Below are 16,144 nucleotides of genomic sequence, written 5' to 3' on the forward strand. Positions count from 1 at the left end.
CCCTTCCGGGCTGGCGGGGGCCCCCCCCTGCGGGGGGCCGTGGGCCGCCCCGGCCCCGGCCCGGGTTTCCGGGGGGGGGGGGGCCGCGGGGGCCCCCCCCCGCCACGGGGAGTCAGCCGGTGACTGGCAGGAAGCTCCAGTGGAACGTGGGAACAGGGGACGAGGGGCTGCTGATCGTCGCCTCGTCGGAGGAGGGGCTCCGGGTGAGGTTCAGCCGTTCCTCAGGGGTGGTGTGGTTGGTCAGCAGCGTTCCGTTGGGGCCGTCGGGGGTCGCGCACCACAGGTAGCCGTCGTCGTTGGGGCGGAAGCCGCCCATGGTGACGAGGCTGCCGTCCAGCGGTCGTCCCGGGTGGGCCGTTGTCGAGTTGACGTACTGGCCCAGGTTGACCAGGTAGAAGCAGGCGTCCGAGCCGATCCGCCCGGCGGAGATCGTGGCGAACCGCTGGTTCGAGCCGTGCCCGTTCGGGGCGAAGATCAGCGGCTGGGGCGCGGTCTCCAGATCGTCCACCGTGAGCGTGGAGGGCTGGGACCCGTTGTCCCCCGAGACGATCTCGTTGAGGCCCGCGGCCTCGCGGGGGTCCTGGAGGAACCAGCGCTGGGCGGCCGAGCCGTCGTAGTCGCGGCCGGCCAGCGCCTGGCCGCTGCCGACGTCGGTGAGGAACTGCCGGGTGGTGTAGTTCCGCAGGGTCCAGGTGCCGTCGAGCTGGTCGACCGGCGCCCAGAGCTGGTCCGGTGCCGCGTTCGGCCACAGCACCGTCCGTGCGTCGCGGGCGGCGCCCTCCTGCCCCAGGTAGCGACCGCTGTAGGGCGCGTTCGCGTGGAACAGGCGGTAGTAGCCGGGGTACTCGGGGTCGGGCGTCAGGCTGAACACCTGCGACGGGAGATTCGCCCGGTCGATCGGCTGGTCGGAGACCACGTGACTGGTCCCGGAGGGGCCGGCCGCGTTGGTGGTGGCGGCACTGCGGACCACGGCTTGGGCGGGCACGGCCGTCGAGGCCTGCTGCTGCGCGGGCGGCTGCTGGGCGGGCGGGACGGTGAGGGTGAAGACGACGGGGTAGTGGTCGGACGTGGTCAGGTTGGCCCGCGTCACTCCGCCGATGGTGGGCTGCGCCTGCGCCGTGGGAACGACGGCGTAGTCGATGGTCGAGGGCGGCGCCGTGCTGGTGACCAGCGGCGTCGGGCGCGTGGGCAGGTGTTGGGAGTGGACGGTGAAGTCCGGGGCGATCGCGGCCTGCAGGCTGTCCACCGCGCGGTTGTAGTCGCCCATCGCGATCCAGGGCAGATTGGTGCCCCTCAGCTGCTCCCGGATGTTGAGCAGGAGCTGGGGGTCGTCGCTGCCGCTGCCCGAGGATCCGTGCACCGAGAAGTAGACGACGCCACCGACGTTGACGCCGAGCGCGGGCCGGGAGTCCGTGCCGTCGGTGATCCTGCCTTCCCGCGTGGTGTACACGCCGTTGCGGTCGACCCGGGTGCGGCTGAAGACGGCCATGTTCACCCGCCCGACCGTTCCCGGCCTGGGATTGGTGTCCGTGTGCAGCCAGTACAGGAACCCCGTGGGCCGGGCGGCGGTGCCGATCCGGTACTCCTGGACCGGAACGGTGAACCCGCCGTTGTCGAACCACTGGATGTTGGCGGTCGCGATGTCCCCCAGGTACGTGGCGCCGCGGGGCGGAGCGCCGGCCTCCTGCAGGGCGATGACGTCGGCTCCGGCCTGCCCGAAGCCGCGCCCGTACAGCTGCGGCAGGTCGTTGGCGTACTTGTTGCCGTTGGCGTCGGGGGTGTCCGCCCCCTGCATGTTCCAGGTGGCGACCTTGCGCGTGTTGTCGTCGCGCGGTTCGAGTTCGCCGGTGTGCGCCAGGAACAGCGACGGCCGCTTGCCCGCGTCGAGGGGCACGACACCCTTGTTCGTGTAGTCGAGGGTCTCGCGGCCGCCCCAGTCGGGGATGGCCTGGCCGCCCTGGCTGAGCGGCTGGAACTGGTTCGGCGAGTCGTTGGCCGAGCCGAACTGGAACGCCGTGCCGGACTGGGTGCCGTAGGGAGCGTACGGCTCGAAGGGCCCGCCGGGCGTCGCTTGCTTGACCATCGTGTTGTTGTAGAACACGTTCTGCGGGCCGGAGGAGCCGGACCACTTGACCGCCTTGGGGCCGGCCGCCCACCAGATCGGGTACCAGGTGCCCTCGTCGACCTCGCCGCCCTCGCCGCCGCAGTTGGTCTGGCAGCTGCCCGAGCGGTGCTCGTACGGGACGCGCAGGGTGTTCTGCTCGAAGAGGTTGGCGTGCTCCCAGCCGCCGTGCAGGTTGAGGTCGGAATCGAGGTCGTTGCGGAAGGCGACGTTGCCGCTGGCCGACCACTGGAAGGTGAAGTGGCGCAGGTTGCGGCTGAGGTTGTAGGCGTACAGCGAGTCCCAGACGCGGCTGCCGCGCAGGTAGCCGTTGCCGCCCTTGCCCTTGTTCCAGGCCCCGTCGAAGCTGTTGCGCTCGATCTGGAGGTTGCGGGCGTCCTCGGTGACGATCGGGTGCGAGCCGGTCATCTCGGCCTTCAGCCCGCGGGCCCAGTCGTTGGCGGCCCACTTGAAGACGATGCCGTGCATCGCGTACTCGGGGGCCAGGTTGCCGTAGTTGTGCACGGCCTGGCCGGGAGTCAGCTGATACGTACCGCCGCCGAGCTTGGGCAGGCCGTTCATGTCCTGGGTGAAGGCGAAGTCCTCGAAGCCGACGCCCTGGACGACCTTGAGCGGGGTGACCTTGCTGGCGTACGGCTTGTCGCCCAGCGCGGGGGAGCCGTCGGAGGTGGAGTCGACGGGCAGGTCCCACTCCAGCGGGCGGTCCAGCGTGACGGTCCTGGCCGCCGCGTCCAGGGAGTCGACCCGGAACATCTGCTGGCGCATGTGCAGGTTGTCCATCTGGCTGCGGTCGGACACGCCCTGCTGCTCGTAGAACATGACGCTGTTGGCCGCCCCGACCCAGACGTAACCGCCCGGGGAGAACCTCTTCATGTCCGCCTTGGCGTCCAGCTGCACGGTGCTCTGGCCCTGGCGGGCCGCGTAGCCGGGGTCGGCGGCCGGGGCGGCGACCTTGATGCCGGAGGCCCAGTGCTGGTTGACGCTGCCCTCGAAGATGTCCTTGCGGTTGGCGGGGGCGGCCGCCCAGTCGTCCTGGTAGCGGTCGGCGATGTCGCGGGTCTGCACCCGGAACAGGCCGCGGCCGGGCCAGATCCAGCCGCCGGTGCCGACGTCGCTGCCGCTGCCGGCCTTCATGGCGTCCTGGTCCCAGCGGCCGTTGACCAGGGTGTCGTAGCGGGTGTTGACGTCGGGCCGGAACACCAGCCGGGTGCCGCCGTCGCCGGAGCCCTGCCCGCGCAGCACCAGGTAGTCGGCGTCGACGTAGATCTGCCGGGACACGTCGATCCGGCCGGCCGGCAGGGAGATGAGCGAGAGCCGGTTGAAGTTGGCGTTCGGCGAGCAGGTGGCCTTGACGTCGTCGACGGCCTTCTGCAGCCCGGCGGTGTCGTCGGCGCCGTCGTTCGCCCGCACGCCGTACCGGGCGGCGAGCACGTCCGGGGTGATGCGGCAACCGGGATCGTCGGTCAGATCGCCGTCACCGGGCAGCTGCCGGCCGCCCCGGAAGCCCACACGGGACCAGTCCGGCATCCCGGTCGGCGGCGACGTGCGGTTGGCGAAGCTCAGGTCCGGGCCCTCGGCGCCGGGGCCGGCCGTCACCGCGGTGGCGGGGGCTGCCGCTTCGAGGACGGGCGCGGCCGGGGCGAGCGCGGGGACGGTGAGGCAGAGCAGCAGGCCGGACAAGAGCGCGGCCGCTGGTCGGAGGCGTTTGATGAGAGTTCCTTCCGGGACGTCGGATGGTTCCGGGGGCGGGTGCCGGGGCAGTGGCGAGCGGGGCGGATCCGTCAGGGGCACCGCTCTCGGACCGGAGCCTGCTGCTACGGGCACCAGAACTGGAGGGAGGAGACCCGGTCGTTGAGGTAGTACTTGGAGCTTCCGGGGCCGTAGTCGGCCGTCGCACCCCAGTGCCACATCTCGGTGTAGTCCAGGTCGGAGGGGTGGAGCTCGCCGTACGGGTCGTCCATGAACTTGACCGAGCACTGCGAGTTGTTGATCCAGGACGACACCTGGTTGTCGGCGATCTCCCCGTTCAGGAAGTGGACCTGCGTGAGGCGCACGATCGCCGCGTTGCCGCCGGCCGGGGGAGGCGTGACGATCGCCTTCGAACCGGTCCCGCCCTCGTGCTGGTAGAGGCAGAGCGCCCACGCGGGGCAGCCGTCGTAGGGCGGGTTCGCCGCGGACGCCGGAGCCGCCGTGGCGATCAGCGCCGCGCCGGCGAGGACGGTCGCGACGACGGCGGACTTCAGCCGGAGGGATGTGCGGGTCATGGTGGGAACTCGCTTTCGGGGTCGGCCTGCAGAGCTGGTGCAGGCTGGGTGGCATGGCGTGCGCGCGGCCGTCGAGCGGTGCGTCCGGGCCGAGGGGGCCACGACGCACCGGGCTGGAGCCGCTGACCAACCGTGCTTCACCGCCACGCGTCGGCACATCAGTCATCTGACTGCGGGAGCCGACTGGTTCCGCGTCGGTGCACGTCGGGCGGTGAGCCGCGGGCGGGGATGACCGGACCCGTGCGGTCCGGCCGGCCCGGTCTTCGTAGGATGGGTGCAGCTCCTCCGGGAGGAACTCGTCCCGGAGGAGCCATGCCGCAGCACACGAAGCACCAGCTACTCGGGCGCGCCCGGGAGTTGGAGGTGCTGGACGGACTGGTGCGCGAGGTGGGCGGCGGGCGCAGCCGGGTGCTGGTGCTGCGGGGTGAGGCCGGCGTCGGCAAATCGGCGCTGCTCGACCACCTGGCCGGGCAGGCGGGGCGGTGGCAGGTCGTGCGCGCGGCCGGCGTCGAGGCCGAGGCCGAGTTCGCGTACTCGGCTCTGCAACGGCTGTGCGCCCCGCTGTTGTCGCACCTCGGCCGGCTGCCGGAGGTGCAGCAGGACGCGCTGCGGGTCGCGTTCGGCCTGAGCGCGGGGAACCCTCCCGAGATGCTGCTGGTCGGGATGGCGGTCCTCGGCCTGTTCGCCGAGGCGGCGGCCCGGTCCCCGCTGCTGTGCCTGGTCGACGACGCGCAGTGGCTGGACCTGATGTCCCGGCGGATCCTGGCGTTCGTCGGGCGCCGGCTGGACGCGGAATCGGTGGCGTTGGTGTTCGCCGAGCGGATCACCGACGGGAGGGCGCAGGACGAGGGCCTGTCCGGTCTGCCGGACCTTCCTCTGGGCGGGCTGGCCGACGCCGACGCCCGGGCGCTGCTGGACGGCGTGCTGCCGGGACCGGTCGACGCCCGGGTACGGGACCGGATCGTCGCCGAGACCGGCGGGAATCCGCTCGCCCTGCTGGAGTTGACCCGGGGCCTGTCGCCGGCGGAGTTGGCCTTCGGCTTCGGCGGGCCCGGCGCCGGCCCGCTGGCGACCCGGCTTGAGGACGGCTTCCGTCGGCGCGTGGAGGCGCTGCCGGTCGACACCCGCGCCCTGCTGCTGGTCGCGGCGGTCGAGCCGGTCGGCGACGGGGCGCTGTTGTGGCGTGCTCTGCTCCGGCTGGGAGTCGGTCCGGAGGCTGCGGCGGCAGCCGAGGCCGCAGGCCTGGTCACGCTGGGAGCCTCGGTACGGTTCCGGCACCCGCTGGTGCGCTCCGCCGTGTGGCGGGGCGCGGCCCCCGGTGAGCTGCGGAAGGCGCACCGAGCCCTGGCCGAGGCCACCGACGCCGAGCGCGACCCCGACCGGCGGGCCTGGCACCGGGCCCACGCCGCGGTCGGGCCGGACGAGCAGGTCGCCACCGCACTGGAGGGCTCCGCCGGCCGGGCCCTGGCGCGGGGCGGGCGGGCGGCCGCCGCCTCCTTCCTGGAACGGGCCGCCGCGCTCACCCCCGACCGGAAGGAGCGGGCGCGGCGCGCGCTGGCGGCCGCGGCGGCCAACGTCGCCGCCGGCCTGCCGACCCGGGTGCCCGACCTGCTCGCCGCCGCGGAGCTGGGGCCGCTGGACCGGTTGCAGCAGGCCCATGCCGGCCGGCTGCGGGCCAAGGCGTCGTCCATGACCGACTCGGGGAAGGGCGCGGTGCAACCGCTGCTCGACGCCGCGCGCCAGTTCCGGGACCTCGACCCGGCCGTCGCGCGGGAGACCTGCCTCGCGGCGTTCGACGCGGCCGTCTGGGCCTGGCCGCACGACGAAGACGGAATACGGCGAGCGGCCGAGGTCGCCCGTGGTCTGGCACCCGGCGACGAGCCGGCCGGAATCTTCCTCCGTGCCCTGGTCGTGTGGACCACGGACGGGCAGGCTGCCGCCTTCCCGCTCCTGGCGCGGGCGCTGCGCTCCCTCGCCGGCGAGGAGGAGCCGTCCGTCCTGTGGGCGGCCACCAACGCCGCCGCGGAGCTGGGCGATCTCCAGGCATGGCTGGACGTCACCGAGCGGGCGGTCCGCTTCGCCCGGACGACGGGCACGCTGTCGGTGCTCTCGACGGCTTTGCCCTACCGGGCGGGCGCGCTGGGCCATGCGGGGCGTCTCGCCGAAGCCGAAGACCTGCTGGCCGAGGCCGCGGCCATGGGGACGGCCACCGGCGTGGCGATGCGCACGGCCACGGCGGCCTTGATCGGCGCGTACCGGGGGCGGGAGCGGGAGGCCCTGGACCTGCTCGATGCCATGGAACGGGACGGCGAGCAGCGTGGCCTGGGCCGTCTCATCCGCGTAGCCGCGTGCGAGAGGGCCGTGCTCCACAACGGCCTGGGCAACTATCCGCTCGCCATGGAAGCGGCCCTGCGCGGGGGAGGGCACAAGGACCTCGTGGTGCACTTCTGGACGTGCAGCGAGCTGGTCGAGGCCGCGACCAGGGCCGGTGAGCCGGCCGTCGCGGCCGGGGCGCGCGAGCGGCTCGCCGACTGGAGCCGGGCCGGCACGCCCTGGGCCCTGGGCGCGCATGCGGTCGCCGACGCCCTGACCGGAGCACCCGAGCGGGCCGAGGACCGTTACCGCGAGGCCGTCGACCACTTCGGCCGCGGCGGGCTCGGAGTGTTCGAGACCCGGGCCCGACTGCTGTACGGGGAGTGGCTGCGCCGCCGGAACCGGCGTGCACAGGCCCGTACCGAGCTGCGGGCGGCGTACGGGGCGGCCGCGCGCATGGGCATGGAGGCGTTCGCCGAGCGGGCCCGGCGTGAGCTGCTCGCCACCGGTGAGACGGTGCGCAAGCGGACCGTCGGCACACCGGTCCTGACCCCGCAGGAGGCGCAGATCGCCCGCCTCGCGGCCGCAGGGCATCCGAATGCGGAGATCGGCGCACATCTGTTCCTCAGCCCCCGGACGGTCGAGTGGCACCTGCGCAAGGTCTTCACCAAGCTGGGGATCTCCTCCCGTCGGGAGATCGACGGCGCCCTGTCGGAGCGGTGACCGCCGTACGGTGATCGCCGAGGTCCGGCGGGCCCGTGGGACGGCTACGGCAGCACGGTGCGCAACTCCCGCCGTGAGCCGATGCCGAGTTTGGTGAACACCTTGCGCAGGTGCCACTCGACGGTCCGGGCACTGAGGAAGAGCTCGGCGCCGATCTCCGCGTTCGACCGGCCGTCCCGCGCGCGCCTGGCGATCCGGCTCTCCTGCTCCGTCAGCTCGACCGTCCGTCGGGCGGCGGGCGGCGACACCGGCACACCGCACGCGGCGAGTTCACGGCGGGTGCGTTCGGCGAACGCTTCGGCGCCGATCTCCACGAAGGCGTCGTGCGCCGCGCTCAGCTGCCTGCGGGCGTCCGGCTCGCGGCCCTGCCGGCGCAGCCATTCGCCGTGGAGCAGAAGGGCCCGGGCCAGCGCGACCGCGCCGCGGCTGCGCCCGAGCCGGTCGATCGCCTCGCGGTAGAGCCCGTCGGCCGCGGAGCCCTCGCTGACCAGGGCGCGCGAGCGTGCCTCGGTTCCGAGGCTCCACTCCGTCGCGCTGGGGGTGGTGGTGCGGGCGAGTCGTGTCACGGCCCGTTCCGCCAGGGCCCGGTCGCCGCAGCGGACCGCCGCCTCGACCAGCTCGCTCAGCGCCCAGGAGGCGAACGCGGTCTCCTCGGGGTTCGCGGCCGCCAGCACCGCGGCGTCCCTGGCCTCGGCGAAGCGGCCGAGGCCGTTGTGCAGGACGGCGTTCGTGTAGTCGACGAGCGAGAGCCCGAGGCCCTCGCACCGTTCGGCCGCGGTGCTCCGGGCGGCCCGGATCAGGTCGTGGGCCCGGGCCTGACCGCGCCAGGCGGCCAGAGCCGCCGCGTCGTAGGCGGGGCGGGCGATTCCGGTCGCCTCGGCGACGACCTCGGACTCCTCCAGCAGGTCGGCCGCCGCCCCGAACCGCCCGGCGTGCAGATGGGCGGCGATCCGCTGGGTCAACGCGACCGGCAGGATGGTCAGTGCGCCGGCGGCCCGGGTGCGGCGGACGTTCTGCTCCGTGAGCGCCTCCCAGGCCTCGTCGTCCCAGGTCTCCCACGAACCGTGGGCGGCGACGACGAGCCAGCGCGTCCCCTCCTCGACCGTCAGCTCGTCGCGGCGGATGGCGTCCAGGGCCCGCCGCATCAGCGGGGTTCCCTCGGTGTGGCCTTCGGTGAACAGCACGGCGTACGCGTCGAGCAGGAGGTCCTGTTCACGCGGTGGCCGGCCCGGCGCAGGCGCCGTGGCCGCGGCGGCGGCCACGCGCGGCACGGTCGCGCCGGCGGCGAACCGGCCGGCCAGCAGCGAGTAGCTGAACGTGTCCAGGTAGGTCTCGCGGGACAGGACCGGGTCGAGCCGCTCGAACCGCCGGGCCGTGTCCAGCAACAACCCGGGGGCCCGGGCGGTGTCTCCGGTGGCGAACGCCAGGTACCCCCGCAACTGGCCGACGCGGGCCGATCGCAGCTCGTCGTGCGGGCCGGACTCCGCCCTGTCGAGCAGGACCCGCGCCTCGTCCGGGGCACCCGCGTGGTACTTGCTCCCGGCGGCGGCGAGCTCGCGCTCGGCGCGCAGCGCCGGGTCCGCCGTCAGCGCGGCCGCGCGCTCCAGGAACCCGGCCGCCGCGGCCAGCCCGCCGCGGGACTGCGCCCGGTCCGCCGATGCCTCCAACTCCGCGGCCACCGACTCGTCGTGGTGCTCGGTGGCGTGGGCGAGGTGCCAGACGCGGCGGTCCTGATCCGCTTCCTGCGACATCGCCTCGGCGAGGGCCCGGTGGACCCGGCGCCGGGCATCCGCCGTGGCGGCGCGGTAGACGGCGGAGCGCACCAGCGGATGGCGGAACACGATCCGGACTCCGATCGTGAGCAGCTCCGCCGCTTCGGCGGCGCTCCCGGCCTGCGGGCTCAGCCCGAGGGCCGCGGCGGCCCGCCAGATGAGCACCGGATCGCCGACCGGGTCGGCAGCGGCCAGCAGCATCAGTTCCCGGGAACCGGCGGGCAGTCCGGCGATCCGGCGCCGGAAGCTCTGCTCGATCCGCGTCGAGAGTGCGGCGGCTTCGACCAGGCCGAATCCGCCGGCGAGCCGGTCGGGCGAGGCGAGCGAGAGCTCCCGCAGTGCCAGTGGGTTGCCCCGGGCCTCGGCGAGGATCGCTGAGCGGACGGCGCCGTCGAGCGGCCAGCGCACCACGGAGTCCAGCAGTTTCTGCGCGGCGTCCGTGTCGAGGCCCTGAACCGTCAACTCGCTCAGGCCGCGCATGCTGGTGATCGGCTCCCGGGCCGCGATCAGCAGGAGGACCGCCTCGGCCCGAAGCCGGCGTGCCACGAAGGCCACCACCTGCGCCGAGGCGTCGTCGAGCCAGTGCGCGTCGTCCACCACGCACAGCAGTGGCCGTCCGCGCCCTGCCTCGGCGAGCAGATTGAGCACGCCGAGGCCGACCAGGAACGGGCTCGGCGCGTCCCCGTTCCGCAGGCCGAACACGGTTGCCAGCGCCTCGGCCTGGGGCGGGGGAAGACGGTCGACCCCGTCCAGCAACGGGAGGCACAGTTGGTGCAGGGCGGCGTAGGGCAGTTCCACTTCGGACTCGACCCCGGCGACTCGCAGGATCCGTGCGTCCGCACCGGTCCGCAGGGCGTGGTCGAGCAGGGCGGTCTTCCCGACCCCGGCCTCGCCCAGGACGACGAGGGCGTCGCTGCGGCCGTCCCGCATCGCCCTCAGAAGGGCGTCCAGTCTTGCGCACTCCGCGCCCCGCCCGAGCAGCACCAGATCCTCCCCGAAGTCGACGCACGGGCGTCGTCGCCGATCCTAGACGATCGCGCGCCGGGCACCGGGCCGGCTCGGGGAGGACGGCCGGGAGGTGGCCGGGAGGTGGCCGGGAGGGCGGAGGGGGTGGACGCGCCTCCCGGCGCTCGGGGGCCGCTGGTCAGCGGCAGAGCGGTGCGGAGTCGTCAGCGGGTGGCGCGGGCGGCCAGAAGGCCGGCGTCCACCACCGCCTGGGCGAACGCCGTCGGCGCCTCCTGCGGCGCGTTGTGGCCGACGCCCGCGAGGACGCGGTGCTCGTAGGGGCCGGTGAAGAACCGCCGGTACCCGCTGCCGTCGGTCGTGGGCAGGAACGGGTCGAGGGCAGGATCCACGGCGATGGTCGGGACCGTGACGGGCGGTCGGGCCGCGAGCAGGTGCTCGTAGCGGTCGTAGCAGCGTTCGCCGTCGGCCAGGCCCAGGCGCCAGCGGTAGTTGTGGATCACGATGGCGGCGTAGTCGGGGTTCTCGAACGCGGTGGCCGTGCGCTCGAAGGTGGCGTCGTCGAAGTTCCAGGTCGGGGAGGTCTCCTCCCACACCAGCCGGCACAGGTCGTGCCGGTTCTGCCTGGTCTCCATGGCGACGCGGCCGCGATCGGTGGCGAAGTAGTACTGGTACCACCAGGTGCGCTCGGCCTTCGGCGGCAACGGGTTCTTCTGCGACGGCACGTTGACGATGAGGTAACCACTCACCGCCACCAGGGCCTTGACCCGCTCCGGCCACAGCGCCGCGACGGTTCCGGCGGCCCGCGAGCCCCAGTCGAAGCCGGCCAGCACCGCCCTGGGGATCTCCAGGGCGTCCATCAGGGCGATGACGTCGAGGGCGATCGCGGCCTGCTGGCCGGTGCGGGCGGTGGTCGGGGACAGGAAGGTCGTGGTGCCGTGACCCCGCAGGTACGGCACGATCACCCGGTAGCCGGCGTCCGCCAGCAGCGGCGCCACGTCGACGTAGCTGTGGATGTCGAAGGGCCAGCCGTGCAGGCAGATGACCACGGGCCCGTGCTCCGGCCCGGCCTCGGCGTAGCCGATGTCGAGCACGCCGGCCCGGATGCGCTTCAGGCCGGTGAACGCGGTACGGGTGCCCGGGGCGACGTCCGGGATGACCGCGGCCGGGCGGCCGGGCCGGTCGGCACCGGCCGCGAAGGCGGCAGGCGTGTTCGACGCGCCGCCGAGCGACGCGGCCGCGGCACCCACGCCGAGACCGACCGCTCTGGTGAAGGAACGCCTGTTGATCATCTCTGGTCCTTCCTGGAGACCTGCTGATGCCTCCACTGTTCATCGGCCACCGGCCCGGCGCATCGGTCACATGACGTCGAGACGCCCGTAGGGGCTCACGGACGCACGGAGGGTCTGCCGGGCCGCCGGATTCAGTCATTCGACTGTTTCCGCCGTCCCACCGCTCGGTGATCCTCGACGGAGCGCCGCGATGCCGGCGGGTCGTCGTGTGTGCAAGCGGAAGGTCTGGCCGTGCAGCAAACCCCCGTCGTCCTCATCCACGGTGCGTGGTTCCACCGGTCCTCCTGGGACGGCTGGGCCGAACGGTTCACCGCGCACGGCTACGCCGTGTGCGTCCCGGGCCGGCCCGGCGAAGGGCCCACCGCCGACCAGGCCCGCCGCGACCCCGGCCGGCTGCCCGACCTCGGGCTCGCCGCACTCACCGCCCACTACGAGGAGGTCGTGCGCACCCTGGACGACCCGCCGGTCCTCATCGGGCACTCGGTCGGCGGCCTCATCGCCCAGCAGCTCCTCGGGGCCGGCCTCGGCCGGGCCGCCGTCGCTCTCGCGCCGTTGCCGCCCGGCGGTGTGCCGCTGGAGGGCGGCCGGCCCCGGTCGTGGGCGCCGGGGCCGGCGGGAACGACCCGGAACCCGGGCTCCGGGCTGCTGCCGCGCGCCCGGTTCCGACACCTCGTCGTCAACGCGGTCTCAGCGGAGGAGGCCGAGGAGCTCTTCGACCGGTACGCCGTCCCGGCCCCGCTCCGGCTGCTCGCGGACCTCGGACTCCACCGCACCGCCGCCGGGCCGGCCGACACCGTCGTGGACACGGCCAATCCGGCGCGCGGACCGCTCCTGCTCGTCTCCGGCCAGGAGGACCGGATCGTCCCGGACGCCGTGACCCGCTCGGTCTACAAGCTCTACGGCGACTGCTCCGCCGTGACGGACCTGAAGCAGTTCGCCGATCGAGGGCACTCCCTGGTGTTCGACAGCGGCTGGCGCCCGGTCGCCGATCACGTCCTCGTCTGGCTGGCCGCCAACGGCGTCGAGGCCGTGGTCGCAGGGGGCTGAGCGCCGGCATCAGACCTGCGCCGCGTCGGTCCGGCTCAAGGCGTCGCGCAGCGCCGCCCGGGCCGTGATGCCCAGCTTGGGGAAGACGCGGTACAAGTGCGAGCTGACAGTACGCGGCGAGAGGTGCATCCGCCGGCCGATCTCCTTGTTCGTCAGGCCGCTGGCGGCCAGATCGGCGATGCGGCGTTCCTGCCAGGTCAGCGAGGCCGGGTCGAGCGCCGGGACGGGGGGCGGGGCCCCGGTGGAGCGCAGTTCGGCCCGGGCCCGCTCGGTCCAGCCGACCGCACCGAGCCGCTCGAACGCCTCGGCCGCGGGGACCACGTACCGCCGTGCCGCCGCCGGACCCTGGACGTGGCGCACCCGGATGCCGTGCGCCAGCCGGATCCGGGCCAGCTCGAACGGGAAGCGGCCGGCGTCCGGGTGCGATGCGGCCCGCGTGAACATCTCGGCGGCCTCCCGCTCGTCCTCGGCCGTCATCGCCAGCGCGCCGTAGGTGACCAGTGCCAGGCGGGGCGACACCTCCGGCAGACCGGTGTCGCGCGCGGCGAGGGCGTGCGCCCGGGCCTGCACGACGCGTCCGGTGCACCGGGCGGCCTCGACGAGGTCGAGCAGGGTGCGCGAGGCCTGGTACGCGTAGGGCCGGAACGTGCCCGGCTCGGTGATGCCGATGGCGTAGAGGTACGCGGTCTCGTGGTCGCCGGAGCCCAGTGCGGCGGTCGCGCCGGCGGAGTCGGCGACCTGGGTCAGGAACCCCAGACCGCGGGGACGGGCCCAGGCGTCCACCTCGGCCTGGAGGTCCCGCGCCTGCCGGACCTGTCCGCGCAGCGCCGCCAGCTGGGCCAAGTACGCGCGGCTCTGGGCGGCGAACAGGTGGTGGCCGTGTTCGGTGGCCAGGTCCAGGCCGCGCTGTCCGGTGTCCTCGGCCCGGGCCCATTCGCCCGCCGTCATCTGGTCGAGCATGATCTGGTGCAGCATCACCATGCCGGTGGCCACGGCTCCGGTCTCCAGCTCGCGGTCCACGACGCGCTGGAGGTGGGGGCGGTAGTGGTTCAGGACGTCGAGGTGGTAGGCGGACACGCCGAGCCGAGTGACGGCCCAGGGCTCCAGCTCGGACAGGCTCGCGGCGGCCCGTCGTACCGGCCCGGCCCAGCCCGCTCCGTGCCTGATCACATCGCTCCACGTGTCGCCGTAGAGGCGCGAGTGCTCGGTGACGAGGCCGCCCAGGGAGGCGAGGAGTCCGCGGGTGCTCTCCCAGGTCGCGCGGTCACCGCTGAACTGGCTGATCGCCAGGAGCAGGTTCACCAGCCGGGTGAGGACCTCGTCGGGTCCGGCGGCTCCGTCGGCGACGGCTGTCCCCGCGTCCCGGAGCTTCTCGGTGTCCCGCAGCTTCTCGATCGCGGCCGACACCTGGCGGTGCGTGGAACGGACGTCCCCGTCCTGGTAGAGCGCTCGGTAGGCGGCCGCCAGGACCGAGGCCGGCGAGTCCGTCGAGCCGGTCGCGAGGCCTGCCCGCACCAGCCGGTTCGCCTGGCCGAGGCGGGCGGCATGACCGGCGACGAAAGCCGCGTCGGTCAGCCGCCGGGAGCGGTCGGCGTGGTTCTCGCTGAGCTCGGCGGCCCGGGTCAGCCAGGTCACGGCCGCCAGCGCGCCGCCGCGCCGAGTCGCCGACCCGGCCGCCGCCTCCAGGACGCCGGCGACGTCCTCGTCCGGATCGACCGTTGCGGCCGCCAGGTGCGTCGCCCGGCGTTCGAGGTTCTCCCGGTGGAACCGCGCCAGCGCCAGGTGCGCGGCGCGGCGCTGGTTGGGAGTGGCCATCCGGATGACGGCCGACCGTACGAGCGGGTGGCGGAAGACGAGATCGCCGGTGACCACGTCGATGTCCAGCAGACCGGCGGCCACTGCCGCGTCGGCGTCGTGCATGCCCCGGCGGGTGCCGGGGACGGCGTCGGTGCCGCTCGGGGTCCCGGCGCCGTCGAGCGCGCCCATCAGCAGCTCGGTCCGGACCCGTTCGTCGAGGGCGCAGATGCGGGTGCCGAACATGTGTTGCAGCCGCCGGGGCAGGGGCACGCCGTGCTGACCGATCAGGTCTTCGACCGGGAGGTCGTCCAGCCGGCCGGCGAAGTGGGCGGGCAGCTCCACCAGGGCCAGGGGGTTGCCCCGGGCCTGCTCCAGGACGATCCGACGGACCCGTCGGCTCAGCTCCGGGTACCGGTCGTCCAGCAGGCGGGCCGCGTCCGCGTCGGTGAGGGCGGTGATCGGCAGTTCGGGCAGTGCGGCGGTGTCGAAGCGGGACGTGAGGTCGGTGCGGACCGCGACCAGCATCTTCGCCGGGCTGCCGACCAGGCGTCGGCCCACGAACCCGTAGATGGCGGCGCTGGAGTCGTCCAGCCACTGCGCGTCGTCGAGGACCAGCAGCAGCGGCCGCTGTGCGGAGGAGAGCGACAACAGACCGAGCACGGCGATGCCGAGGGCCATGACCGACGGCGGATCGCCCTGAACTCCGCCGAACACGGCGTCGAACACCGCCCGGGCCCCGTCGTCCAGCCGCGCGACGTCGGCGAGCAGCGGATGGAGGAACTGGTGCAGCCCCGCATAGGGCAGCTCGGACTCGGCCTCGACACCGGCGACCCGGAGGACGGGGTGGCCCTCCTGCTCCGCCAACGCGGCGGCGTGGCTCAACAGCGCACTCTTGCCGACCCCCGTCTCCCCTCGCAGGACGAGAGCCCGGCCCGTGGCCGACTTCACGAACGCCACGAGCTCCGCCTGCTCGTCCTCGCGGCCCACCAACGCCGTGGTGCCGCCCCCTCGTCGCAACCCGGTCATGTCCCCTGCCTCTTCCGGATGTCGCTCTCACCGCGCCGCAGCTCCATCAGCGCCAGCGGGTTGCCGCGTGCTTCGGCGACGATCGCCTCCCGGACCCGGGGGTGCACCGGACCGGGCAGCACCGAGTCCAGCAACGCCCGGGCGTCGTCGTCGCGGAGCCCGTCGACCCGCAGTTCCGGCAGGCCGGTGAGGAAACCGGCACCGGTCGGTGTGCGGAGCGGTGCCGAGGTGGACACGGCGAAGACCAGCGCCACGGACTCGGCGTCCAGCCGACGGGCGACGAACGCGAGGACGGCCGCGGAGATCCCGTCGATCCACTGCGCGTCGTCCACGACACAGACCACCGGCTCGACGGCGGCGGCCTCGGCGAACAGGCCCAGTACGGCCAGTCCGGTCAGCGGACCGCCAGGCGGTCCGCCGTCCCCCGGTCCGCGCTCCGGCCCCAGCCCCAGCGCCGTGGTGAGGGCGGCTCGCTGCGCCGCCGGCAACCGGTCCAGATGGCTCAGCAGCGGAGCGCATATCTGCTGGAGAGCCGAGTACGCGATCTCGAACCCGGTTTCCACCCCGACCGTGCGGACGACGCGGCCTGCCGGGGCCTGACCCGCCAGATAGGTGAGCAGGGCGGTCTTGCCGATGCCGGACTCCCCGCGCAGGACCAGTACGCGGCTGTGTCCCCGGCTCACGTCGAGCAACAGCCGATCGAGGACGTCCTGTTCCCGGGCGCGTCCGCGCAGTTGCGGCGGCAACGGATCCCCCGCCCCGTCCGGCCCGCCCTTGCCACCGGGCTCCACCCTCGTCAACTCCTTCGCCCCCTTCACCGCAACC

8 protein-coding genes are annotated in these 16,144 nt (G+C 74.0%); 2 read left to right on the forward strand and 6 right to left on the reverse strand.

Annotated features, from left to right (window positions below; translation table 11 throughout):
• Positions 1-112: 112 nt before the first annotated feature.
• Both ACF1AK_RS11680 and ACF1AK_RS11685 read right to left on the reverse strand, forming a co-directional pair.
• A complete protein-coding gene (locus ACF1AK_RS11680; protein WP_391498588.1) occupies positions 113-3,802 on the reverse strand; it encodes an endonuclease/exonuclease/phosphatase family protein in 3,690 nt (1,229 codons plus the stop codon).
• A gap of 134 nt (positions 3,803-3,936) precedes the next feature.
• Positions 3,937-4,386: a peptidase inhibitor family I36 protein gene (locus ACF1AK_RS11685; protein ID WP_391498589.1), complete on the reverse strand. Its 450-nt coding sequence runs from the start codon at positions 4,384-4,386 to the stop codon at positions 3,937-3,939.
• A gap of 312 nt (positions 4,387-4,698) precedes the next feature.
• On the opposite strand from ACF1AK_RS11685, the gene ACF1AK_RS11690 reads away from it, so the two are divergent.
• Complete coding sequence (locus ACF1AK_RS11690; protein ID WP_391498590.1) at positions 4,699-7,422, forward strand: ATP-binding protein; 2,724 nt, start codon at positions 4,699-4,701, stop codon at positions 7,420-7,422.
• Between the two features lie 44 nt (positions 7,423-7,466).
• Here ACF1AK_RS11690 and ACF1AK_RS11695 read toward each other — a convergent pair whose 3' ends face one another.
• Together ACF1AK_RS11695 and ACF1AK_RS11700 are read right to left on the reverse strand one after the other, a co-directional pair.
• Positions 7,467-10,178 (reverse strand): ATP-binding protein, encoded by a 2,712-nt coding sequence (locus ACF1AK_RS11695; protein WP_391498591.1) that lies wholly within the window; start codon positions 10,176-10,178, stop codon positions 7,467-7,469.
• Between the two features lie 185 nt (positions 10,179-10,363).
• Positions 10,364-11,449: an alpha/beta fold hydrolase gene (locus ACF1AK_RS11700; protein ID WP_391498592.1), complete on the reverse strand. Its 1,086-nt coding sequence runs from the start codon at positions 11,447-11,449 to the stop codon at positions 10,364-10,366.
• Between the two features lie 231 nt (positions 11,450-11,680).
• On the opposite strand from ACF1AK_RS11700, the gene ACF1AK_RS11705 reads away from it, so the two are divergent.
• Positions 11,681-12,496 (forward strand): alpha/beta hydrolase, encoded by an 816-nt coding sequence (locus ACF1AK_RS11705; protein WP_391498593.1) that lies wholly within the window; start codon positions 11,681-11,683, stop codon positions 12,494-12,496.
• A 9-nt stretch (positions 12,497-12,505) separates the two neighbouring features.
• Here ACF1AK_RS11705 and ACF1AK_RS11710 read toward each other — a convergent pair whose 3' ends face one another.
• Positions 12,506-15,319, reverse strand: a complete 2,814-nt coding sequence (locus ACF1AK_RS11710) for an AAA family ATPase (RefSeq protein ID WP_391498594.1) — start codon at positions 15,317-15,319, stop codon at positions 12,506-12,508.
• On the reverse strand, positions 15,316-16,110 hold the full coding sequence (locus ACF1AK_RS11715; protein WP_391498595.1) for an AAA family ATPase: 795 nt from the start codon (positions 16,108-16,110) through the stop codon (positions 15,316-15,318). The genes ACF1AK_RS11710 and ACF1AK_RS11715 overlap by 4 nt, the downstream gene beginning before the upstream one ends.
• Positions 16,111-16,144 lie beyond the last annotated feature (34 nt).

The organism is Kitasatospora sp. NPDC015120 (assembly GCF_043080305.1).
In the GTDB taxonomy this organism is placed as follows: Bacteria; Actinomycetota; Actinomycetes; order Streptomycetales; family Streptomycetaceae; genus Kitasatospora.

Coding starts and splice junctions, on each gene's coding strand:
- ACF1AK_RS11685 (WP_391498589.1), bottom strand. CDS start 4,386: ATGACCCGCACATCCCTCCGGCTGAAGTCCGCCGTCGTCGCGACCGTC.
- ACF1AK_RS11690 (WP_391498590.1), top strand. CDS start 4,699: ATGCCGCAGCACACGAAGCACCAGCTACTCGGGCGCGCCCGGGAGTTG.
- ACF1AK_RS11700 (WP_391498592.1), bottom strand. CDS start 11,449: ATGATCAACAGGCGTTCCTTCACCAGAGCGGTCGGTCTCGGCGTGGGT.
- ACF1AK_RS11710 (WP_391498594.1), bottom strand. CDS start 15,319: ATGACCGGGTTGCGACGAGGGGGCGGCACCACGGCGTTGGTGGGCCGC.